This window comes from Aestuariibius insulae, from assembly GCF_040783535.2.
Classification (GTDB): domain Bacteria; phylum Pseudomonadota; class Alphaproteobacteria; order Rhodobacterales; family Rhodobacteraceae; genus Aestuariibius; species Aestuariibius insulae.
Genome location: NZ_JBFONW020000005.1, coordinates 233,952 through 255,568, shown reverse-complemented (window position 1 = coordinate 255,568; position 21,617 = coordinate 233,952). Strand labels below are relative to the sequence as shown.

The 21,617-nt window shown below is 58.4% G+C and carries 23 protein-coding genes; 9 read left to right on the top strand and 14 right to left on the bottom strand.

The annotated features are described in order from the left end of the window. Nucleotides 1-132: 132 nt before the first annotated feature. Genes holA through AAD018_RS15110 form a run of 4 tightly spaced genes read right to left on the bottom strand, consistent with a single transcriptional unit; the run spans nucleotide 133 to nucleotide 4,738 of the window. Nucleotides 133-1,158: a DNA polymerase III subunit delta gene (gene holA, locus AAD018_RS15125; protein ID WP_367315339.1), complete on the bottom strand. Its 1,026-nt coding sequence runs from the start codon at nucleotides 1,156-1,158 to the stop codon at nucleotides 133-135. Continuing rightward, entirely contained in the window at nucleotides 1,155-1,634 is a 480-nt protein-coding gene (gene lptE / locus AAD018_RS15120; RefSeq protein WP_367315340.1) for an LPS assembly lipoprotein LptE, read from the bottom strand. The genes holA and lptE overlap by 4 nt, the downstream gene beginning before the upstream one ends. Continuing rightward, nucleotides 1,621-4,176 carry a leucine--tRNA ligase gene (gene leuS, locus AAD018_RS15115; RefSeq protein ID WP_367315341.1) on the bottom strand — a complete coding sequence of 852 codons (2,556 nt, stop codon included), beginning with the start codon at nucleotides 4,174-4,176 and terminating at the stop codon, nucleotides 1,621-1,623. Before leuS ends, lptE begins: the two co-directional genes overlap by 14 nt. Nucleotides 4,177-4,234: 58 nt before the next feature. Further along, nucleotides 4,235-4,738 (bottom strand): DUF3576 domain-containing protein, encoded by a 504-nt coding sequence (locus tag AAD018_RS15110; protein ID WP_367315568.1) that lies wholly within the window; start codon nucleotides 4,736-4,738, stop codon nucleotides 4,235-4,237. A 252-nt stretch (nucleotides 4,739-4,990) separates the two neighbouring features. On the opposite strand from AAD018_RS15110, the gene AAD018_RS15105 reads away from it, so the two are divergent. Both AAD018_RS15105 and AAD018_RS15100 read left to right on the top strand, forming a co-directional pair. After that, nucleotides 4,991-6,010, top strand: a complete 1,020-nt coding sequence (locus tag AAD018_RS15105; RefSeq protein WP_367315342.1) for a porin — start codon at nucleotides 4,991-4,993, stop codon at nucleotides 6,008-6,010. Nucleotides 6,011-6,077: 67 nt separating this feature from the next. Next, nucleotides 6,078-6,731: a YggS family pyridoxal phosphate-dependent enzyme gene (locus AAD018_RS15100; protein ID WP_367315343.1), complete on the top strand. Its 654-nt coding sequence runs from the start codon at nucleotides 6,078-6,080 to the stop codon at nucleotides 6,729-6,731. On the opposite strand, the gene AAD018_RS15095 is transcribed toward AAD018_RS15100, so the two are convergent. Beyond that, a complete protein-coding gene (locus AAD018_RS15095) occupies nucleotides 6,728-7,228 on the bottom strand; it encodes a L,D-transpeptidase family protein (protein WP_367315344.1) in 501 nt (166 codons plus the stop codon). The genes AAD018_RS15100 and AAD018_RS15095 overlap by 4 nt on opposite strands. Before the next feature lie 185 nt (nucleotides 7,229-7,413). Here AAD018_RS15095 and AAD018_RS15090 point away from each other — a divergent pair, with 185 nt between their 5' ends. Then, a complete protein-coding gene (locus tag AAD018_RS15090; protein WP_367315345.1) occupies nucleotides 7,414-8,823 on the top strand; it encodes a cytochrome ubiquinol oxidase subunit I in 1,410 nt (469 codons plus the stop codon). Between the two features lie 4 nt (nucleotides 8,824-8,827). Continuing rightward, the gene (locus AAD018_RS15085) at nucleotides 8,828-9,838 is read left to right on the top strand and encodes a cytochrome d ubiquinol oxidase subunit II (protein WP_367315346.1); all 1,011 of its coding nucleotides are present in this window, start codon (nucleotides 8,828-8,830) and stop codon (nucleotides 9,836-9,838) included. On the opposite strand, the gene AAD018_RS15080 is transcribed toward AAD018_RS15085, so the two are convergent. From AAD018_RS15080 to AAD018_RS15060, 5 genes are all read right to left on the bottom strand, one after another. Beyond that, complete coding sequence (locus AAD018_RS15080) at nucleotides 9,829-10,308, bottom strand: GNAT family N-acetyltransferase (RefSeq protein ID WP_367315347.1); 480 nt, start codon at nucleotides 10,306-10,308, stop codon at nucleotides 9,829-9,831. The genes AAD018_RS15085 and AAD018_RS15080 overlap by 10 nt on opposite strands. 4 nt (nucleotides 10,309-10,312) lie before the next feature. Next, a complete protein-coding gene (locus AAD018_RS15075) occupies nucleotides 10,313-10,906 on the bottom strand; it encodes a YfbR-like 5'-deoxynucleotidase (protein ID WP_367315348.1) in 594 nt (197 codons plus the stop codon). A 65-nt stretch (nucleotides 10,907-10,971) separates the two neighbouring features. Then, nucleotides 10,972-11,547: a YceI family protein gene (locus tag AAD018_RS15070; RefSeq protein WP_367315349.1), complete on the bottom strand. Its 576-nt coding sequence runs from the start codon at nucleotides 11,545-11,547 to the stop codon at nucleotides 10,972-10,974. Between the two features lie 74 nt (nucleotides 11,548-11,621). Continuing rightward, the gene (locus AAD018_RS15065) at nucleotides 11,622-12,557 is read right to left on the bottom strand and encodes a DUF5996 family protein (RefSeq protein ID WP_367315350.1); all 936 of its coding nucleotides are present in this window, start codon (nucleotides 12,555-12,557) and stop codon (nucleotides 11,622-11,624) included. Between the two features lie 56 nt (nucleotides 12,558-12,613). Then, on the bottom strand, nucleotides 12,614-13,591 hold the full coding sequence (locus AAD018_RS15060; RefSeq protein WP_367315351.1) for a threonine dehydratase: 978 nt from the start codon (nucleotides 13,589-13,591) through the stop codon (nucleotides 12,614-12,616). Nucleotides 13,592-13,722: 131 nt separating this feature from the next. On the opposite strand from AAD018_RS15060, the gene ahcY reads away from it, so the two are divergent. From ahcY to AAD018_RS15040, 4 genes are all read left to right on the top strand, one after another. After that, a complete protein-coding gene (gene ahcY, locus AAD018_RS15055; RefSeq protein ID WP_367315352.1) occupies nucleotides 13,723-15,114 on the top strand; it encodes an adenosylhomocysteinase in 1,392 nt (463 codons plus the stop codon). Between the two features lie 12 nt (nucleotides 15,115-15,126). Further along, nucleotides 15,127-15,801 (top strand): extensin-like domain-containing protein, encoded by a 675-nt coding sequence (locus AAD018_RS15050; protein WP_367315353.1) that lies wholly within the window; start codon nucleotides 15,127-15,129, stop codon nucleotides 15,799-15,801. Nucleotides 15,802-15,910: 109 nt separating this feature from the next. Next, nucleotides 15,911-16,252 (top strand): DUF2853 family protein, encoded by a 342-nt coding sequence (locus tag AAD018_RS15045; protein ID WP_367315354.1) that lies wholly within the window; start codon nucleotides 15,911-15,913, stop codon nucleotides 16,250-16,252. Between the two features lie 359 nt (nucleotides 16,253-16,611). Then, nucleotides 16,612-17,229 carry an SRPBCC family protein gene (locus tag AAD018_RS15040; RefSeq protein ID WP_367315355.1) on the top strand — a complete coding sequence of 206 codons (618 nt, stop codon included), beginning with the start codon at nucleotides 16,612-16,614 and terminating at the stop codon, nucleotides 17,227-17,229. Between the two features lie 287 nt (nucleotides 17,230-17,516). Here AAD018_RS15040 and AAD018_RS15035 read toward each other — a convergent pair whose 3' ends face one another. Beyond that, nucleotides 17,517-18,116, bottom strand: a complete 600-nt coding sequence (locus AAD018_RS15035) for a TetR/AcrR family transcriptional regulator (RefSeq protein ID WP_367315356.1) — start codon at nucleotides 18,114-18,116, stop codon at nucleotides 17,517-17,519. Between the two features lie 68 nt (nucleotides 18,117-18,184). Between AAD018_RS15035 and AAD018_RS15030 the strand changes: the two genes are divergently transcribed. Then, nucleotides 18,185-18,610 carry a VOC family protein gene (locus AAD018_RS15030; RefSeq protein ID WP_367315357.1) on the top strand — a complete coding sequence of 142 codons (426 nt, stop codon included), beginning with the start codon at nucleotides 18,185-18,187 and terminating at the stop codon, nucleotides 18,608-18,610. Between the two features lie 240 nt (nucleotides 18,611-18,850). On the opposite strand, the gene AAD018_RS15025 is transcribed toward AAD018_RS15030, so the two are convergent. Genes AAD018_RS15025 through AAD018_RS15015 form a run of 3 tightly spaced genes read right to left on the bottom strand, consistent with a single transcriptional unit; the run spans nucleotide 18,851 to nucleotide 21,572 of the window. After that, the gene (locus AAD018_RS15025) at nucleotides 18,851-19,279 is read right to left on the bottom strand and encodes an EVE domain-containing protein (RefSeq protein WP_367315569.1); all 429 of its coding nucleotides are present in this window, start codon (nucleotides 19,277-19,279) and stop codon (nucleotides 18,851-18,853) included. Then, nucleotides 19,279-20,247: an NAD(P)H-dependent glycerol-3-phosphate dehydrogenase gene (locus AAD018_RS15020; RefSeq protein ID WP_367315358.1), complete on the bottom strand. Its 969-nt coding sequence runs from the start codon at nucleotides 20,245-20,247 to the stop codon at nucleotides 19,279-19,281. The genes AAD018_RS15025 and AAD018_RS15020 overlap by 1 nt, the downstream gene beginning before the upstream one ends. Beyond that, entirely contained in the window at nucleotides 20,244-21,572 is a 1,329-nt protein-coding gene (locus AAD018_RS15015) for a UDP-glucose dehydrogenase family protein (protein WP_367315570.1), read from the bottom strand. The genes AAD018_RS15020 and AAD018_RS15015 overlap by 4 nt, the downstream gene beginning before the upstream one ends. Between the last annotated feature and the right edge of the window lie 45 nt (nucleotides 21,573-21,617).

The following is a 21,617-nucleotide window of genomic DNA, read 5'->3' as shown; positions in this document are numbered from 1 at the left end:
ATCGTGGATCAAGCAGTAAACTACCCAGGCAAACGTACTTCGCCGCTCAGATAATGCGCGACTTTGCGCTTCGCTCAAACGGGATGTGGGCAGAAACGTGCTGGTTCAGGACACCTTAAGCATTCCTAGAAATCAGGTCCGGGCGGCGATCATTGCAATGCGGATCAAGGCGCGTTCCATGACAGCGTTGGTCGGCGCTTTGCTGGAGGAGCGCAGCGCGAGATCTGTTTCAATAAGGATCTGAAGGGCGCGTTCCAGTCGAGCGCGACCCCATGCCATGGCTTGACGGCTCATGCGGTCCCGGCGCGGTCCGAAGACCGGAGGGCGCAGGCGTCCCATTCCTTGACCCACGCCCGCAGGATCGGAGGCTGCGGTGTGCAATTGCCTGAAATGCCGTGTCGCACCGATGCATAGCGTCACGGGCAGCACGCCCTGTGCCTCAAGCCGGGTCATAAGCGGACCGATCTCGGTCACCGATCCTTCGGAGACGAGATTCAGGATATCGTCCAGCGCCGCCTCCATCGATAGTGGAGCGCAGGCGTCGATATCTTCCACCCGCATCGGTTCGGCAGTGTGAAGCATGTAAAGGCCAAGCTTTTCGATAAGCTGACGAAAGTCTCCAGGCTCCATCGCGCGGGCAAGATCGACGAGTGCCGCCATGGCATCGGATACCGGGGGGGATAGGCCAGCCTCTGTGATCGCACGTTCGATATCGTCTCGGGACGGCGGATCGTCATAGAGGGCGAGGGCAAACGCATTTGAGTGGCTCTCGAACAGTTTTCGGAGGCCGCTCTTAGCGGTGAGTTGACCTGCCGTCACGATGAGTTGGGCGTCTCCTGCCTGCCAATCCTCAAGAGCGGCCGTGATCGCTTTTGCGGCTTGCTCTGTTGCATCCTCGACAATTGCGACACGTGGGCCGGGAAAGAAGCTTTGTGATTTCAAGGCATCTAGCAAAAGCGCCGGATCCTTCCGCAGGTCAGCGCCGGGTATGCGGGTTAGACGCATCTCGTCAGCAGCATCCGGACCGCTAAGCGCGGTCACAAGATCTTTGCGCATCGTTGCCACACGCATTGGATCTTGACCGTAGATCAGGATGCCCGCCCTGGAATGGCTTGGCTCTTTGATGAAGGCACGGGCATCGCGGGCCGAGAGCTTCATTGCAGTGCTATAGTCAGGCGCGCGACGAGCAGGTCAGCGAGGGCCGTTGCAAGGCGGTCCTCGGCGTCCCGTTCCGCAGCAAGGGTCGCGACCGTGCTTCCTGTCGCGGAATAGCCGACGAAGGTCTCCACCGATCCGCTTGTGATCAGTTGACCCGCAGTATCTTCCACACGATATTTCAGCTCACCTTCGAGGGTGTAGCGCGTGATCTCTCGGTCGGAGGTGAAGGCAGACGGATCTTCATCGATGGAAAGAGTGGTCCGCAGCTTAAGATCGGCCGCAGCAGGTCGGCCGAGCCGCTCTTCAAGTCGACGGTTAAGAGCATACTCAATCCGAGTGTCTGGCTCTTCGGTCGCGATCCGGCCTTGCAAGTCGAGCGCAGATCCACCGGGCGCAAGTACAGGCGTAAAGCCGCAAGCGGCAAGAAATCCGACTAGAGCGAAGGAGAAGGGGAGCTTTCGGTCAAACCACCACATTCACGATCCGTCCAGGCACGACGATCAGCTTCTTCGGCTCACCCCCCTCCAATGCGCGTTTCACCGCCGCATCATCGAGCACGAGCGCCTCAATCTCGGCTTTGGGCAGGTCCTTGGCGACGGTCAGCTCCGAGCGGCGTTTACCGTTAATCTGGATCGGCAGGGTGATGTCCTCCTCGACCAGCAATGCCTCGTCGGCGGTGGGCCAGTCGGCATCCGCGATCAGGCCTTCGCCGCCCTGCATCGCCCAGATATCTTCGGCCAGGTGCGGGGTCATCGGCGCCATGAGCTGCGCCAGCGTCAGGATAGCCTCTTGCTGGGCGGCCTGTCCGGCTTTGGATTTCGAGAGGACGGCAGTGAAAGCGTAGAGCTTTGCGATGGCGGCGTTGAAGCCGAAGCTTTCGATGCCCTGCGTGACCTCGAAGATCGCCTTGTGCATGGCGCGCCTCAGATCATTGTCGCCGCTTCCCGACGCGTCCGGGTCCATCTGCCCGATCCGGTCGCACAGGGACCAGACGCGGCCCAGATGTTTGAACGCCGCCTCTGCGCCGCTAGCCGTCCATTCCACATCGCGTTCGGGCGGGCTGTCGGAGAGGACGAACCATCGCGCAGTATCGGCGCCGTATTGGGCGATGATATCGGCCGGATCCACCACGTTCTTTTTGGATTTTGACATCTTGGCGGAGGGGATGACCTCGACCTCGGTGCCGTCCGCCAATTTGCCGTCTGTCACATCCTCGGGCAGATGAAAGAGCGGGCGCCCATTATGGTCGCGCGTCTGATAGATCTCGTGCGTAACCATCCCTTGCGTGAACAGTGCATTGAAGGGCTCTGCCGCCTTGTCGGGCAGATGGCCGGTCTTGATCATGCCGCGCGCGAAGAAACGCGAATAGAGCAGATGCAGGATCGCATGCTCGATGCCGCCGATATATTGATCGACATTCATCCAGTAGCTGGCCGCCTTCATATCCGTCGGCGTCTTGGCATCGGGGGCCGTGAAGCGCGCGAAATACCAGGACGAATCGACGAATGTGTCCATTGTATCGGTCTCACGTTTCGCAGGCTCACCACAGGACGGGCATTCAACGTTGCGCCACGTGGGATGCCGGTCGAGAGGGTTGCCTGGAATATCGAAGCTGACGTCGTCAGGCAGGACAACCGGCAGATTCTCCTTCTTCTCAGGAACCACCCCGCAGGCGTCACAATGCACGACCGGAATCGGACAGCCCCAGTACCGCTGACGGGAAAGACCCCAGTCCCGCAGGCGGAACTTGGTGACGCCCTCACCCACACCTTTTTGTTCGCAAAAGGAGATGGCCGCGTCGATACCATCTTCGCCGGTCTGATTGTCTTGGCCTGCGACTGGTTTAATATATGTCACAAGGTCGGATTTCGGCGGGACGTAGGCCTCTCCACCATCCTCGGGGAGCACAATATCTCCGTCGGTCGGAACGTAAGTGGAGATCACCGGCAGATCGTATTTCCGTGCAAAATCGAGATCGCGTTGGTCGTGGGCCGGGCAGCCAAAGATGGCACCAGTTCCATAGTCCATCAAAATGAAATTTGCGATCCAGACAGGCAGATGCCAGTCAGGGTTCAAAGGATGACGCACGCGCAGGCCGGTATCGAGGCCGAGCTTCTCTGCCGTCTCGACCGCCTCGGCTGTTGTTCCGCCTTTGCGGCATTCGGCGCAGAACGCCTCGACCGCCGGATTGATCGCTTCGAAATGCTTGGCCAGCGGGTGATCAGGAGAGATCCCGACGAAGGACGCCCCCATCAGGGTATCCGGCCGGGTCGTATAAACCTCGACCGCGTCAAACCCTTCGGGTGGACTGATCATGTCGAAGCCGAACTGCAAACCGCGCGACCTGCCGATCCAGTTCGATTGCATCAGTTTGACCTTGGCGGGCCAGCTGTCCAACCCTTCGATGGCCTCTAAAAGCTCGTCGGCATAATCCGAGATCTTGAAGAACCACTGGGTCAGCGCGCGCCGCTCGACGTCAGCTCCGGATCGCCAGCCCTTGCCGTCGATCACTTGCTCGTTGGCCAAAACGGTCATATCGACCGGATCCCAGTTCACCTCGGCCTCGCGGCGCGTCACCAGTCCGGCCTCCAGCATATCCAGAAACAGAGCCTGCTGCTGGCCGTAGTATTCGGGATCGCATGTTGCAAACATGCGGCTCCAGTCGATGCCGAAGCCGAGCGGCTTCATCTGGGCGACCATCGTGTCGATATTGTCGTAGGTCCAGGTCTTGGGATGACCGCTGGACGCCATCGCCGCGTTCTCGGCCGGCATCCCGAAGGCGTCGAATCCCATCGGGTGCAGGACGTTGTGACCGGTGGCTTTCTTATAGCGAGCGATCACATCGCCCATCGTGTAGTTGCGGACGTGGCCAATATGAATGCGCCCCGATGGGTAGGGGAACATTTCGAGCACATAATATTTAGGCTTGCCGCCCTCCATCGTCGCTTGGAACGTTTTGTCTTCGTCCCATTTGGCTTGCCATTTGGGTTCCAGATCGGACGGGGTGTAGCGGGTCATGATGGCTCCGGGCGGAGAAGGTCGGGCGGAATTCGATCGCGAAAAGGGACGAGGATACTCAAAGTCGCGAGTCGTTGATCCGCAACTGCCGCGCTCGCGCAAGGATGGCATCCTCGACAGCGCGCTGGGTTTCGGCGCTGACAGGTCCAGATTGGCTTTGGAGGGCTACATTGAGAGATCGGGCATCCAAGGCGGGATCGGTGATATAGATCGTCGCGCGATAAGGCCGCCCGCCGCCGGGAGGGCGTCCAAACCCTGTCACGATTACCCCGGTGAAGGGGTCGACAGACTGCACAGGCAGAAAGCTCAGCACATCTAGAGATGCCGACCACAGGTATTTATTGACGGCAAACTGCTCGTCCGGATCCGCTGGTTCGAACAAGTCGAAAACGCTCTCCCGGTTGGGATCTGGCCCGGGAATATTCTGCGCCTGCCGGCTTGCAGCCTCTCTTTGGCCGACTCGGTCCGCCGCCGTGCGGCTTTGACCGCATGCCGCGACAAGAGCGACGAGCGAGATCGCGCTCAAAATTCTGACAACTCGTCTTTTCCCGATGCCCGACATTCTATCAAACGGTCCCTTGTTTCCTGTGCCCACGGGCATTGAACCCCTACCTACAGAGCCGTTTTCTGGGCGACAAGCGTTTTGCAAGCTGCCCTCTGCGGCAAGAGTGTGGCAGCCGCGCATCATCGAAGGGCGAAGTAGAGCTGGAACATCGGTCTTCATTGAACTGGACGAGGGTTGGAGCGAAATAGGCGTCGACCCAACGAATGGCGGATAGCCGAGCTGGGCCGCTAAAAAGAAATGAGGGAAATTATGAAAAACATCCTGCTTGCGACGACCGCGCTCTTCGCGACCGCCGGCTTCGCTGCTGCTGAGGTTAGCCTCTCCGGTAGCGCCGAGATGGGTATCTTCGGTGGCGACACGAATATTGAAGGCGCTGACGACATCCCCACGCAGTTCCACACTGACATCGACGTAAAGTTTACCTTGTCGGGTTCCACTGACAGCGGTCTGACTTTTGGTGCTGACATTGATCTCGATGAATCGAATGACAATGATGCATTCGCCGGAAATACTCAGGGCGGCGAGTCAATTTTCGTCTCTGGCGCTTTCGGCACTCTGACGATGGGTGACACCGATGGTGCTTACGACAAAGCATTGAAAGAAGCCATCATTGGTGCTGACATCATCGACACCAACGAGCACTTGGGTTACAATGGTAACAACGGTCTCGACGGTGAATTCTACGATGGCCAGATTGCTCGTTACGACTATGCGCTGTCGAACTTCAACTTTGCAGCCTCGCTGGAATTGAACGATGCTGACGATGCTGGCGATCCGATCTTTGGTCTAGGCGTCGACTACACGTTCCCGCTTTTCGGTGATGAACACACTGTTGGCTTCGGTTACCAGACGGTTGATAGCCTTTCAGGCGTTGATGATGCTGACGACGGTGTTTCGATCTACGGTCTGTCCGGTGACTTCAACTTCGGTGATTTCAACGTCATCTTGAACTATTCGGCGGCGGACGTAGACGACGGCCTCGGCGACTTTGACCCAACTCACTTTGGCCTCGCAGTCGGCTACACGCTTGACGCGCTGACGCTTGCTGTGAACTACGGTGAGTATGACGATTGGGTACTGAGCCAGAACGATGTTTTCCTGGACACTTCCGGTATCGGTTTCATCGCAAATTATGACCTTGGTGGCGGTCTTGAAGCCCAGTTTGGTTATAGCCGTTCGATCATCGATGATGCCCTTATCGACGACGATGGTGACTTGGAAGATGCTGAGCTTGACGCTTACTCGCTCGGTCTGTCGATGAGCTTCTAATCGACCCACGGGTTTGATTAACGTTAAGAGCGGGCTTCGGCCCGCTCTTTTCGTTTGAGGAGGTATCATGAGCCTGAGCGATATTACGGATCGTATTCGCACTACTGAAGATCGCTGTGACCGGGAGGTCGGGTCTGTTACGCTTGTCGCGGTATCCAAGAAACAGCCTGATGCCCGGGTTGAGGACGTTCTTGGCCAAGGTCACCGGATCTTTGGGGAGAACCAGGTTCAGGAAGCGGCAGGCAAATGGCCGTCTTTTCGAGACCAGTTCGACAACGTAGCGCTACACCTTATCGGACCGCTGCAGACCAACAAGGCACGTCAGGCCGTTGAGCTCTTCGACGTCATCGAGACTCTGGACCGTCCTAAGCTTGCCGCAACACTGGGCCGTCTCGCGCAAGAGCGCGGAGCAAGCCCGGACATCTTTGTTCAGGTAAATACCGGCGAGGAGCAGCAAAAAGCTGGTATCACCCCTCGTGAGACCAGCACGTTCGTCAAGGATTGCCGTGCTTTGGATCTGCCTATCGTCGGCCTGATGTGCATTCCTCCGGTGGATGAGGAGCCAGCGCTCCACTTCGCACTTCTGGCAAAGCTTGCACGAGAGAACGGCCTTGACGGTCTTTCCATGGGAATGAGCGCGGACTTCGAAACGGCTATCGCTCAAGGGGCCACACATATCCGCGTAGGATCTGCCATCTTCGGAGAGCGCGTAACGAACTAGGGCACGACCAGTCTCGTGGATGGTGTGATCCGCGCTGCAATCCACTGGAGATGATCCGGACGGAACGCGATGCAACCTTCCGTCGGGAAGCCAAGTCTTCGCCAGCGATGTAGAAAGATTGCCGATCCTCTACCTTTTTTCGCAAACGGCCAATTCCAATCCGTCAGCAGGATCAGATCGTAGAGTGGATCTGCGCGTTTGAGAGCTTCATGGCTGAAGCCATGCGGCGCCTCGACCATCAGATTGTAGTCAGGATCATCCGGGTCATCGGACCAGGCATCCCTAGGACGGATCGGAACGGCCCAGTCGTTCGGCCGCGAAATGCGATCCGGTCGATATAGACAGCCGACAATCTGGTGAGTTCCAACAGGTGTCGCGCTGTCACCTTCCCGCTTCTCCTGAGACAGACCAGATCTCCCGATGGTTCGGGGAAAATGCCGACCCCTGAACCGGATAGATGTAGGTGTTAGAACAAGGTCGTGGGGTTTGGGAAGCATCTGCTATTCATGCGCAAATTGAGTAAAAAGTACCAGTGTTGGATAGATTTGACACGATGCTGATCACGAGGACAGCGCAGTAGTATTCTTTCGTTTAGGCTATTCCGTGAGATCTGGTCGCACCCCCGTGACGATGCCCTTTTTCGCGCCATATAAGGCTCAACCAGTTAAGTTTCGGAGTCATTATGGAAACGCTTCTCCTGTCCCGCATCCAGTTTGCGGCGAATATCTCGTTTCATATCCTCTTCCCGACGATCACGATCGCGCTGGGATGGGTTCTCCTGTTCTTCAAGGTCCGGTTCCAGACCACCGGCGATCAGAAGTGGATGGATGCCTATGGATTCTGGGTCAAGATTTTCGCCCTTTCCTTCGCATTGGGAGTGGTCTCCGGCATTACTATGTCGTTCCAATTCGGAACGAATTGGCCGGGTTTCATGGAGATCGTAGGGAACATCGCCGGCCCCCTTCTGGCCTATGAGATTATGACTGCTTTCTTCCTCGAGGCGGTCTTCCTTGGCATTATGCTTTTCGGCTTCTCTCGTGTTCCTGGATGGCTCCACACGGGTGCGACCTTTCTTGTCGCCTTCGGCACGACGATGTCGGCGTTCTGGATCATCGTGTTAAACTCCTGGATGCATACGCCGCAGGGCTTTGAGATGCGCGATGGCGTAGCGCATGCGACCGACTGGATGGAGATTATCTTTAATCCCTCCATGCCCTACCGCTTCTTCCATATGCTGATTGCCAGCTTCCTGACCGTCAGCTTCCTGATCGCGGGTATCTCGGCCTTCCGTTGGTTGATCGGTGGGCGAACCTCGGGCGTGCGTGCGGCGATGAAGACAAGCGTTTATGCCGCCGCGCTGCTGATCCCTGTCCAGATCCTTGTGGGTGACCTTCATGGCCTGAACACGCTAGAGCATCAGCCGGCCAAGGTTGCCGCGATGGAAGGAAACTGGGAGACCGATACCAATGTGCCGCTTCTGTTGTTCGCGATCCCTGATGAAGAGGCGCGCGAGAACCGGATGGAGGTTGGCATTCCAAACCTCGCCTCGATCATCCTGACGCATAAGGCGGATGGCGAAGTCCCGGGTCTGAACGATTTTGTCACTGAAGATGGCGAGGTCCTGCACCCTCGGGTAGCACCAGTGTTCTGGAGCTTCCGGGTAATGATCGGAACGGGCGTCCTGATGCTGCTGATGAGCTGGAGCGTATCGATCATGATGCTGCGCAAGCGGACCGTCGACGGCGTTCGGAAGCGTGCGGGTGTCGAAGGGATACCCAAATTTGCGCTTTATGGGCTCGTCGCGATGAGCTTCTCGGGGTGGCTTGCCACGCTCGCGGGCTGGTACACGACTGAAATCGGCCGGCAGCCATGGCTTGTTCAAGGTGTGATGACAACCGAAATGGCAGTCGCGGATGTTCCGGCAGCTATGGTTCTGTCGACGCTCATCGGCTATCTCGCAATCTATGCGGTGCTGCTTGTGGCCTATATCTCAGTGATTTTCTTCCTCGCCAAGCGAGCGTCTGATGGAAAGTCGATCGAGGCTCGGGTGCCGCAGTCCCAAAAAGCAGAAGCCATCGTGGCGGCGGAGTAAGGTAATGGGCATGTTTGGAGATCCGGCGGTCTGGCTTCCGTTTGTCTTTGCCGCCCTCATGGGGCTGTCGATCCTGATCTATGTCGTCCTAGACGGCTTCGATCTTGGTGTTGGACTTCTCTTTCCGCTGGCTACACCCGATGAGAAGGATCGCATGATCGCGTCGATTGGTCCCTTTTGGGATGCCAACGAAACATGGCTGGTTCTGGCAGTCGGTTTGCTTCTGGTGGCCTTTCCGATCGCGCATGGGACGATCCTGACCGCACTTTACCTTCCAGTCGCGATCATGCTGACGGGGCTTATCCTGCGCGGTGTCGCATTCGAGTTCAGGGTGAAAGCACCCACCAGCCATAAGGAGCGTTGGAACTGGGCGTTCTTTGCGGGCTCTGCGATGACGAGCGTATCGCAAGGGTTCATGCTTGGCATGTACATCATGGGTCTGCAGTTCACCTGGGCAACCATCGCGTTTGCGCTGCTGACATCGGTTTTCCTGACCGTTGGCTATAGTTTCATTGGTGCGACTTGGCTGATCGGAAAGACGGAAGACAAGCTTCAGAGGAAGTCCGTCGAATGGGCCAAGGGCGGGATTTGGGGGATTATCCTAGGGATCGGAGCGATTTCTTTGGCGTCTCCGCTGACATCTGCTCGGATCTGGGACAAGTGGCTTTCGTGGCCTGAAGTCTTCGTCCTTTCGCCGCTTCCGATCATCTCAGTCTTATTGATTGCCGGATTATGGTATGGACTACGTCGTCTTCCTGCTGAAGGCGACAAGGGTGCATGGCTTCCATTCTCGGGTACGATCGCGCTTTTTGTGCTTGCATTTGGCGGGCTGGCTTACAGTTTCTACCCCTATGTGGTGCCCGAGAAGATGACGATCTACGAGGCGGCTTCTGCACCGGAAAGTCTCTTCATCATCCTGATTGGAACCTGCTTCGTGTTGCCTGCGATCCTGCTTTATACGGCGCTTGCCTATATCGTGTTCCGCGGCAAGGCGACGGAGCTTCGCTATGACTGAAGCGGCAAGCTTTTGACGATACGGTCCATCGGTGTCCCGTCGTTGAGCGGGACGCCTTTGATCCGATCCGTGTCTACAAAACCCATCTTCGAATAATAGGCTAGGCCGGGCACATTATCGGCCCGGATCTTAGCGATAATCGTATGGCCCCCCGCAGCGGTGCAAGCAGCTTTGGTTGCTTCAAACAAAGCGGCTCCTGCGCCTTTCACGCGGCTTCGCTGATCGGTGAAGCTCCCGATGGAGTAGAGACCCGGCTCCCTCTCGAAGACAGCCTGGAAACCAACTGGAGTGCTGCCTGTAAGAACGACAAAGGCAAAGGCTGGTTGCGTGAAATAATGATCGTGAAAGTCGGCGGTGGAGAACGGATCTTCATGGGCGGTTGTTCCTCCTTCTGCGACGATCGCATTGAAGAACTCGAGAAGGGTGGGGATATCGCTCTCTTTCATTGGGCGGACTTCGAGGTCAGTCATTGTCTTAGCAAGCCTTTAACAAATCAGCGTGTCGTGCCGTGAAATCGCTCCGCACCTCGGCGGGCGAGCGTAGAATGATGTCCAGCCCAGCGACAACATCAGGATCGGGTCGGCCAAAAAAGCGAGTTGCCTCTGTTTCTTCAAACCCGGCGATCTGCGTCGCTTCAAGCCAAGCGGAGATCCGATCCGCTTTCTTGATCCCGCGCTTGATCTGTTGAGGGATCTTTGCAGGCAAACCGAATCGGATATGAATCGCGGCCGACAATCGTTCGTCCAAATCCTCGTAGGCAGGACCGACTGCGGCCTTCACCGGCGAGATCATGTCCCCGATGACATATTCCGGGGCATCATGCAGAAGGGCGGCAAGCTGCCACTTGGCCGGAGCAGAGCGGTAGAGGCGCCGATAAAGCGTCTCTACCAGCAAGGAGTGCTCGGCCACCGAATAGGGATAGTCCCCCATCGTCTGACCGTTCCAGCGCGCTACGAATGCGAGGCCGTGAGCGATATCCTCGACCTCGATGTCGACAGGCGTCGGGTCGAGCAGATCGAGCCGTCTGCCCGAAAGCATTCGTTGCCATGCCCGCTGCGGCTTTGCCATTGTGCCCTCGTCGATATCGTCGAGGGCGGACTATGGGCGAGCGTGCGTAGTTGTCCAGCGCCAGTTTATTGTTCGAAGACCAGATCAAAGGTCACCGGAACCGCCGGAGAAATCGCGTCGAGGCCTGCGATTTCGCGCAATTGCTCGATACCGTCGTCGTAGTTGAAATCGCGGATATCCGCGATCACCGGGCGCGCGGTGCTGACCGCGACCGCTGTATCGCTGATCCGGGTCACGTAGAGCGCAGCATCATAGCTTGCATCGCTGTCATTTGCGGCCACAGTGATCTCTACATCGGTGGCGCGGCGTGTTCCCACGGCAAGATCCGCAAAGTCATCTAGCACGATCTCTGTCGAGACCGTCGCGGCTGGAAAGTCGGCAACCTTGAAGAGGATATCTCGCATCCGTTCGTTGCGAATGTCGATGAAGGTTTCGACATTGGCCAAAGGGATCGAGACTTCGACTGCACCAGCATCGCTTACAGCTCCGGTCAGGCCGCTGAACATGTGCGACTCGGCCGTATCCCCGTTCTTGATGGATACGAAGCCGACGCTCGATGCATCGGAGGAAAGCGTCCAGTCTTGGGCAAAGGACAGGCCAGGTAGACAGGCGATAAAGCAAGAGACAAACAGAGTACGCATGGCAAACTCCTAAATGACGTTTTGGATCTCGATCTTAGGTCGAAGTGGGCGCCGGATAAAACATCTTTAACGCGTCAGCGGATATCCCTTGGCTGTCCTGCCGTTCCAATCGCGCAATCAAGGCTCTCGCGATCCCAGTTTCCCAAATCGGCAGCGGCGGAATAGGTCGACTGCAAAAAAGAAAGGAGCACCTTTCGGGGAGAGGAGGCTTTTTGCACGGCGGAGTAAGGCAAGAGGAATTCTCCCAGATCCTGATCAAAGACCGCTTCCTCCGGTTCGACAGATGCCGAGCCGAAACCATCGGGTGATGGGTAAGCGTAGGCGTAAAACATCGCTTCATCAGCACCATTGCCGCCGGGCCAGAAGCCTGCTGACGAGACCTCGTGCGAGTAGGCCTCTTGGGTGATGTCGTCCGGCAGAGCGGGAAAACCACCCGGGTGAGCCGGAGCGCGGCGACCTGAAAATCGCGTCACCGCCAGATCGAAGCTGCCCCAGAAAAGATGGGAGGGCGTTGATTTGCCCAGAAAACCTGTCCGAAAAGTCTGAAAGACGCCGGTGATCGCAACGAGCGCATGGAAATAGTCGCGGGCGGCATCGGGATCATAGGTGAGCGGTTCGGTCTGGTTTCGAAAGGGGATGGGATTGGGGACTTCGTTGGGCGCGTGGTGGAGGTCCGTCGGAGCGCCTAGTGCGTCAAGGGCGGCGATGAATTGGGCATGGAAGTCGGCGACCGACATCGTCTCAAGCGGGAGCGTCTGCTTGCGACCGTCGGTGCAATAGATCGTACAATTGTGGTCGATCAGATCGAATACGACCTCGAACGCCTTGGCATCGGTATGAATCAGAGACGATGTCAGGCCACGGCCAGTGACATAGAAGGTCGCATGCCAAGAGTGGTTGAGCCACGGATCCAAACGGATCCTCAGCTTGCCAGCGATTTGCAGCCACATATGCAGCGCGGTGCCCGTCGATTCGAAACGCTCATACGAAAGCTCGGGCCAGTTCGACATGCGCATCACCTTTCTAGAGTCCAATGGTTAACTATGCGTAGACAAGGCGAACGCCGCTAGCGAGGCGCGGGTGTCGTCCCCGCGAGAACCTGCTGGAACCAGTCCGTATCGATATTGCCGCCGCATAGGATCACACCAACCTTCCTGCCTGCCATCCGGTCTCTTTCGGACATAAGAGCAGCCAACGGAGCGGCTCCGGCGCCTTCGGCAAGGTTGTGGGTGAGGCGGTAGTAAAGACGGATGGCCTCTGCAACGTCGTCATCGGTCACAGTGATGATCCGCTCCGCGCCTTGTGCGTAGATCTCGAGTGCTTTCGGGACCGGAACCCGCACTGCCATGCCATCGGCAAAGGTGGCGGCATGCTCCGTCTCGATCAGGCGACCGGCCTCGACGGAAAGTTTCGCGGTCTGAGCCCGGTCAGACACCACTCCGACAACGTGGGTCTTAAGGCCGAGCGCATCCCGGGCGATGATCGTTCCGCAGATTCCGGACCCGCATCCGATCGGCACATAGACGGTGTCGAGGTCTGGTGCTGCGGTAAAGAGCTCCAATGCGTATGTTGCGACCCCTCGGACAAGTTCGGGATGAAACGGTGGCACCACGACCAGCCCTTCTGCTTCGGCAACGCGAAACGCCTCTTCCCGCGCTGCATCGAAATCGTCGCCGAACTCGATCACCTCCGCGCCGAATGCCGCCATGGCGGCATTCTTCTCAACCGAGTTTCCTTTCGGCACGAACACCTTGGCGGTCAGGTCCGCCGCTGTAGCGGCCCTTGCCTGGCTTTGACCGTGATTGCCTCGGGTTGCCGTGCAAACCCCCCGAGCGTCCGGCTGCGTGCGTTTGACCCAGTCGATAAAGGTGATGCCGCCGCGCACTTTGAAAGCGCCGGTCGGTGTGTGGTTCTCGTGCTTGACCCAAACCTCGCAACCTGCCGCTTCGCTTAGCAGTGGCCAGACATATTGCGGCGTCGGCGGCATCTGCGTGTAGACAAGCTGCGCGGCCGCTTCGAGGTCAGGCTTCGAAAAGAGGGGCATCAGGCTCTCCGTCGGTTTGGGTCCTGCCGACGACGTGCGGACGGCTCACACCGATGCGACCGCACGTGGTGTTGTGAGCATCTTGGGCTGATGGTAACGGAGGCGCAACACTCGCATCAGGAGAGCGGCAGATGGCCAAAGACTACATCGTCAAGGATATCGAACTGGCGGCCTATGGGCGCAAGGAGCTCGACATTGCCGAGACGGAGATGCCGGGTCTGATGGCGCTGCGTGAAGAGTACGGGGAAAGCAAACCGCTGACCGGTGCGCGGATTGTCGGATCGCTGCACATGACGATCCAGACCGCCGTTCTGATTGAGACGCTGACCCATCTGGGTGCCGATGTCCGCTGGGCCTCGTGCAACATCTATTCAACGCAGGACCATGCTGCTGCCGCGATCGCTGAGGGGGGGACGCCGGTCTTTGCGATCAAGGGCCAGAGCCTGGTGGAGCATTGGGATTATCTCGACCGGTCCTTCATGTTCCCGGAAGGGGCGAACCTGATCCTCGACGATGGCGGCGATGCGACGCTTTACGTTCTGCTCGGCGCGCGCGTCGAAGAAGGCGAAACCGACCTGATAGAGATCCCCAAATCCGAGGAAGAAGAGGCGATCTTTGCGCAGATCAAGAAGCGCATGCAGGAAAGCCCCGGCTGGTTCACCAAGACGCGCGCTGCCATCAAGGGTGTCTCTGAAGAGACGACGACGGGTGTGCATCGCCTTTATGATCTCAAGAAGAAAGGGCAGCTTCCTTTCCCGGCAATCAATGTGAATGACAGCGTGACCAAGTCGAAGTTCGACAACAAATATGGCTGCAAGGAAAGCCTTGTCGACGGGATCCGCCGGGCGACCGATACGATGATGGCTGGCAAGGTCGCGGTCGTTTGCGGCTATGGCGATGTCGGCAAGGGCTCTGCCGCGTCGCTGGCCGGTGCGGGGGCGCGTGTGAAAGTCACCGAGGTCGATCCGATCTGCGCGCTTCAGGCCGCAATGGACGGGTTCGAGGTCGTACTGCTTGAGGATGCTGTTGAAACGGCTGACATTTTCATCACCACGACCGGCAACAAGGACGTCATCCGCATCGAGCATATACGCGAGATGAAGGACATGGCGATCGTCGGAAACATCGGCCATTTCGACAACGAAATTCAGGTCGCCAACCTCAAGAACCACAAATGGACGAGCATCAAGGATCAAGTCGATATGATCGAGATGCCGTCGGGCAACCGGATCATTCTGCTCTCCGAGGGGCGTCTGCTGAACCTCGGAAATGCGACCGGGCATCCGTCCTTTGTGATGTCGGCGAGCTTTACAAATCAGGTGCTTGCACAGATCGAGCTGTGGACGAAAGGCGACGACTACGACAACGACGTCTACATCCTGCCCAAGCATCTCGACGAGAAGGTCGCGCGTCTGCATCTGGACCGGATCGGCGTGAAGCTGACGCCACTCGACCCTGAGCAGGCGGCCTATATCGGGGTAAAGCCGGAAGGGCCGTTCAAGTCGGAGCACTACCGCTACTGACGGACCGGGCGGATGAAGATGTTTCGGCGCATCGTCGTCGCGCTCGTGATTGTCGCGGCGGTTAGCATACTTATCGAGCGATTGCTGACGGACCCTGATACGCCGCTGCCCCGCGCCTGGAATCCGATGGAACCGCTTGATGTGTCGGCATCGCCTAACATCCTGACTCCTCTCAAGCTTTCTAGGGCCGTCCGGATGCCTGAACGGTGTTACGCTGCGCTTGAAACCAGCAGGTCCCGGTTCGAGATCTTGCCCGATCTGGAGGCCTCCAATTCAGCCTGCGGGATCTCGGCTCAAGTCCGTCTGACCTCTGTTGGACCAAGCCTCAACCGCCCTCTGAATACGACCTGCGAAACAGCGCTCAGACTGGCGATGTGGGCGGAGCACGGGCTCGAGGATGTGATCGGGATCGATCATATCGGGAGCTATAGTTGCAGGGCGATGCGGACGTCTCGGGGTAGCGCGGGGCGGATGTCGACGCATGCGACGGCGGAGGCGGTGGATATCGTCGCCCTGAGGTTCGCGGATGGGCGGCGGTTGAGCCTGATCGACGATTGGGGCGAGGAATTACAAGGGGTTAGGGACAGCGCTTGCGACTGGTTCCGTGTCGTGTTGAGCCCGGATTACAATGCCTTGCATCGGGATCACTTCCATTTGCAGAACCGGGGGTGGGAATTGTGCCGTTAGGCGCTTTTCTTTGACGGCGAGGATTAATCCGCTTTAGGATTTTCACAGTTCCGCGAGGTGCGGACAATGACGGGGGCAACGTCCCCAAACCAACAGGTGGGAGACCGATATGAGCAAACGTGACGAGCTGATCGAGAAGTATGCAGCGGACCTGAAAGAGAAGTGCGACCACAATCCGGACATGGATCTGCTGACGAAAGTCACCATCGGGTGCGGGCCGTCGATCTATAACCGCGACAGTTCGACCGTGTCGTCGAGCAGCACGGAAGAGCTTGAAACCGTTAAAGAAAAATTCCTGATCAAGAAACTGGGCCTGAAGGATGACGACAGCCTGATGGGCGGGATCCAGTCCGTGATGCGGACCTATGGACATGACAACCGGCACAAATACCGGGCGGTTGTCTACTATCTTCTGGTCAAGCATTTCAACAAGGAGAGCGTCTATAACTGACGCTTGAACGACCTGAAAACGAGGGCGAGGCTCGGCATCTGCCGGGCCTTTTTCGTTGGAGATTTCGGGACAAGAGCCGAGGAAGAGGCGCCCAATGGTTAACAGCGGCCGGGGACCGGCAGTGAGTGTTAACATCGGAAAATGCGTCATATCGCGCTTTCGGTATCCGGTCGGTATTGCGTCGGTATTTGGTCGGTGGATTCGTGGCATGACCCTGCCTTAACGATGCGACCGCTGTTTTGACCGCGCAACGGCCTGAAACTGAGTCCGAATCGGAGTTTGACCGCGAGTGCGCTCTGGCCTGTTGCTGACTGCGGATCCGGTTCCTAGGGTGGAGCGATGGTGCCGGAGGAGAACGCATGAAGATCGGACGTTTGATGCGGAGCGCACTCCTGCTTTTGGTCATCATCGGGATCGGTATCGCGGCGGTTGTCGTCCGGCCGACCGGGGCGCCGGACTATACCGGCGCGCCGCCCGAGCTTCACGAGGACGGGCATATCGAACACGTGACCTCTCAGGTTGTGCCGATGCCGCTGGACGCATTTCTTGCGTGGCATGCGGAGAACCCGATTCTAGATTTCCTCCAGCCTCGGGGACAGATCCCGGCGGTCGAAGGCGTGACGCTGCTGGAAGGCAACTGGACCGAAGCGGGCGATCGGCGCCGGGTCAACCTGGCCGGAGGGCATTCCGCGGCGGAGCAGATCCTGGAGCGGAGCGAGACGCGGTTCCGCTATCAGATCTGGGGTGCCACAACCTCGGCCCGGTATGTGATCGATCATGCCGAAGGGATCTTTGACTACGCCGATCAGGGAGACGGCACGACGCGGGTGACCTGGACCTACCGAATGGCGCCGAAGGCGGTCTTTACCCGGCCCGTGCTGGTGCAGTTCATGGAGGCCGATTTCGCGCCGTTCATGGGGGACGGGTTGGCGCGGATGGCTGAGGCGGCGGAAGAGGTCGGCGGTGAGGGATCTTAGCAGGGTATGTTGGTGAAAAGAGTTGAAGGATGTCAGCTAGGCGGCCTTAGCTGCCGTGGGTACCTTTGCAACCAACGACCGCCTTCAGCCCGGAGCCGTCATTGATTCCCGGTGTAGCGGATGACCGGAGCCAGCCCGAACCAGACATTGGTCTCTGCGACGGTTTGGCCGGTCAGCGGGACCTTTCCGACCTTCGCTGTAAGTGCGCCAAAGTCCGGTTAGGCGAACCGTTCATCACATGGTGTTTTTTAGTGATCGTGAAAGAGCCGTTTGAGCACATAGCGATGCTATAAAAGAGGCTCGGACTTTCTCTGGACAAGGATTGTAAGGAGCGAGGTAATCGCGTTCTCATAAGCCTTGATGTCTGCTCCCGCGTCACAGGCCAGTGCGGCCCGATCAAACATTGCCGACACCAAATCCGCGTAGATATCAATCTTGACCGTTGAAGCAGTCTCCCCAAGCGCATCTTTAATTCCTTGACGCAACTCCTGACCACCAGTTTGAATATCTATTCGGCGCATTTCGTCGGAGCCGAGAACGGCTGGACCTTCAAGCAATAACAACCGCACACGCCCCGGCTTACGCATAGCTTCAAAGTAGGCATTTGCGCCATGCATCAGCGCCTCAACTGGGCTTGTCGCATAGGCCGAATGAGCTTCGATCTCTCTAGCGATCTTGGCGGCTTCGGTCTCTGCTACAGCCTGAAACAGGGCCTGTTTGTCCCTAAAGTGATGATAAAGCGCGCCACGCGTCACCCCAGCTTGATCTACGACTTCGGGGGTTCCCGTGGCTGCATAACCCTTCTCGACGAAAAGGCTGCGAGCGGCTGCGATCAACGCACTGCACGTTTCCTTACTACGGTTTGAATTTGAACGTTTCTCTTGCATACATACAGCCTGCATGTTATTCCACCATCTACATACATAGTGTATGTTTTAACGACGGAGCGCAAGCGATGAAGCTGACCCAATATTACCCCGTTTTCATGGTCGAGGATGTTGCCGAGATCAGCATATTCTACCAGACGCATTTCGGTTTCCGCTCACTTTTCGACAGCGATTGGTATGCGCATCTGCAATCGAATGATGACAAGACCGTCAATCTGGCGATCCTCCAAGGAAATCATGAGACGATCCCCGAAGTAGCGCGAGGCCGTGCGTCAGGAGTGTTGTTGAACTTCGAAGTGGAGGACGTGGATGCGATATACGAGAAGCTTAAAGCCGAGAATTTACCCATATTACTTGCGCTTCGTGACGAACCTTTCGGTCAAAGGCATTTCATAACGCGCGACCCGAGCGGCGTGCTGATCGACGTGATCAAACCTATTCCTCCGAGCGAAGAATTCCTTGCTCAATTCGCTGATGAAGCGTTACCCAAATAAGTCAACTTTTTGGGATGATAATTTAAATTAGCCCAAGATAAACACAGCCAGAAATTCTCATTTTGAGGACGACTGGAAATGTGTTTATTCTCGCCTGCCAAAAACTCCGTTCAAAATCCGATTGGTTGTTGAAGGTTTTTTGGCAGGCCAGCAATAGCGAACATTCATACACCACGCAGCATCCGGCAATCTGGGCTCCGAGCGGACCTTCACGCTGTTAGTCCTCCCATCGCACCAGCCCTAAAGCTCCTCCGGATCAACCCCGCCCATCCGGCAGATCTTGTCCCAGTATTCGCGCAGCACGGGTTGGACCGAGAGGCGGGATTGTGTGACGAGGGGCATGTCCGAGAGGTCCTCGCGGGCTTTGATCGCGCTCAGGGTGACGGGGGTCTCAAGCGGTTTGACCGCCTTGATGTCCACGCATTCCCACCTTTCGTCGTCGGTGGTGCTGTCGGGATGAGCTTCGGCGATGACCTCGACGATGCCGACGATCTCGCGGTCCTTCTGGGAGTGATAGAAGAAGCCGAGGTCCCCTTTTTTCATCTCGCGCATGACATTGCGGGCCTGGTAGTTGCGCACGCCGTCCCATTCCTCTCCGGCGTCGCCTTTGGCGGTCTGGTCGTCCCAGGACCAGGTGGAGGGTTCGGATTTGAAGAGCCAGTAGTGCATCATTCCTCCTTGAGCGGACGGGCGAGAAGCTGGTCGGCCATTTGTGTGGGCGTGAGCTGGCCGCTCGCAAGGGCGGCGGTTGTTCTCAGGACGGGCAGGTCGAGGCTGTGCTTGTCCGCGAGGGTCCGGGCGGCGATGGCGGTCGCCTTGCCTTCGACGGTGACGTTTGGGGGGAAGGGCTCTCCACGGCCCAGCGCAAGGCCGAAGCGGGTGTTGCGGGACTGCTCCGACATGGCGGTGAGGGTGAGGTCGCCGAGGCCGGAGAGACCCGTGAGCGTGGCGGGATCGGCGCCGAGGGTCGTGGCAAGGCGGGTCATCTCGGCGAAGCCTCGGGTAAGGATCGAGGCGCGGGCGCTTTCGCCGTAGCCCGCGCCGATGGCGGCCCCGCAGGCGATGGCGATGACGTTCTTGAGGGCGCCGCCCAGTTCGGCTCCGGTCGTGTCGGGGGTCCGGTAGAGGCGCAGGGTGGGCGTGGAGAGATCGGTCTGGAGCTGCTGTGCGGAGGGCGCAGCGCAGGCGAGTGTGAGGCCGGTGGGCAGGCCGCGCGCAACCTCTGCGGCGAAGCTGGGGCCGGTGAGGATCGCGGCGATGGACGCGGGGCAATGGCGGGCGATGAGGGCCGTGGGACCATCGCCGGTGGTCAGGTCGATGCCTTTGCAGCAGGCGATCAGGGGGGTGCCGTTCAGGGTTTGTTCATGCGCCGTGAGTAGCGTCGACAGGGATTGAGTCGGACAAGCGAGGAGGATCAGATCGGCATGAGGCGGGAGCCTGGAGGTAACCTGAAGCGATGTCGGCAGATCGATGCTGGGCAGGCGCGGGTTCTGCCGCGTCTTGTCGAGGATATCGGCGTGATCGGCGCGATATGACCAAAGCGTCGTTGCATGACCCGCCCGGTCATAGGCCAGAGCGAGCGCGGTGCCGAAAGCGCCTGCGCCAAGGACGGCAATGGATGGCAATTCTGCTGTCATGCCTCTTCGGGCAGATGGTCTTTGGTGCCAACGCCGATATAGGCCTCGAACCCCGCGCCCAGCACGTCGGCGGCCGGGTAGACGTTGCGCAGATCGGCCATGCGGGGATTGGTCATGGACCCTGCGATGCGCGGCAGATCGAGGGCGCGGAACTCGTTCCATTCGGTCAGCATGACGAGGATCTCGGCGCCATCGGCGGCGGCATAGGCATCCTCATGCCAGTCGACGGCGGGCAAAAGTGCCTCGCCTTCGTGACGTCCTTGCGGGTCGACGACCCGTACCTTGGCGCCGCGCCCCACCAGGGCCGGAACGATAGTGAGCGACGGGGCGTCGCGCATGTCATCGGTATTGGGTTTGAACGTCACGCCGAGAATGGCGATGGTTTTGCCCGAAACGGATCCGCCGGCCAGATCGATGATCTTGTCGATCATGCGGGTCTTGATGCGCTCGTTCAGGTCGATAACCGTCTCGACGATGCGCATCGGCATGGAATGGTCCTGCCCGATCCGCGCCAGCGCGTTGGTATCTTTGGGAAAGCAGGAGCCGCCATAGCCCGGCCCGGCATGGAGGAATTTGTTGCCGATCCGGTTGTCGAGCCCGATGCCGCGGGCGACTTCCTTCACGTTGGCTCCGGTCCGTTCGCACAGGGCGGCGACCTCGTTGATGAAGGTGATCTTGGTCGCCAGAAACGCATTGGCTGCGTATTTGATCATCTCGGCGCTTTCCAGGTCGGTGGTCACGATCGGGAAATCGCGCAGGTAAAGCGGGCGGTAGATTTCGGACATGATATCGGCAGCGCGGTCGCTTTCGACGCCGACCACGACGCGGTCGGGGCGCATGAAATCGTCGATCGCCGCGCCCTCCCGCAGGAATTCCGGGTTCGAGGCGACGTCGAAATCAAGGTCCGGATTGGCCTCAGCCACGACGCGTTTGACCTCGCGATTGGTGCCGATGGGAACCGTCGACTTGGTCACGATGACAACGTAGTCGCTGGCGTTCTCGGCGATCTCCTTGGCAGCGGCATAGACATAGGACAGGTCCGCATGACCGTCGCCGCGCCGCGAGGGCGTGCCCACCGCGATAAAGATCGCCTGCGCGCCTTCCATCGCTTCGGTCAGGCTTTCGGTGAAAGCAAGGCGACCGGCCTCGGTATTCTGGGCCATCAGACGATCGAGCCCGGGTTCGAAGATGGGGACCTCCCCTTTCTTGAGCCGCGCGACCTTGTCGGCATTCTTGTCGACGCAGACGACCTCGTGCCCGAAATCGGCCAGACAGACACCCGAAACAAGCCCCACATACCCCGTTCCGATCATCGCGATGCGCATACCGTGTCCCATCTTTCTGTTGCCCGCCGGGTATCGGATGAATGC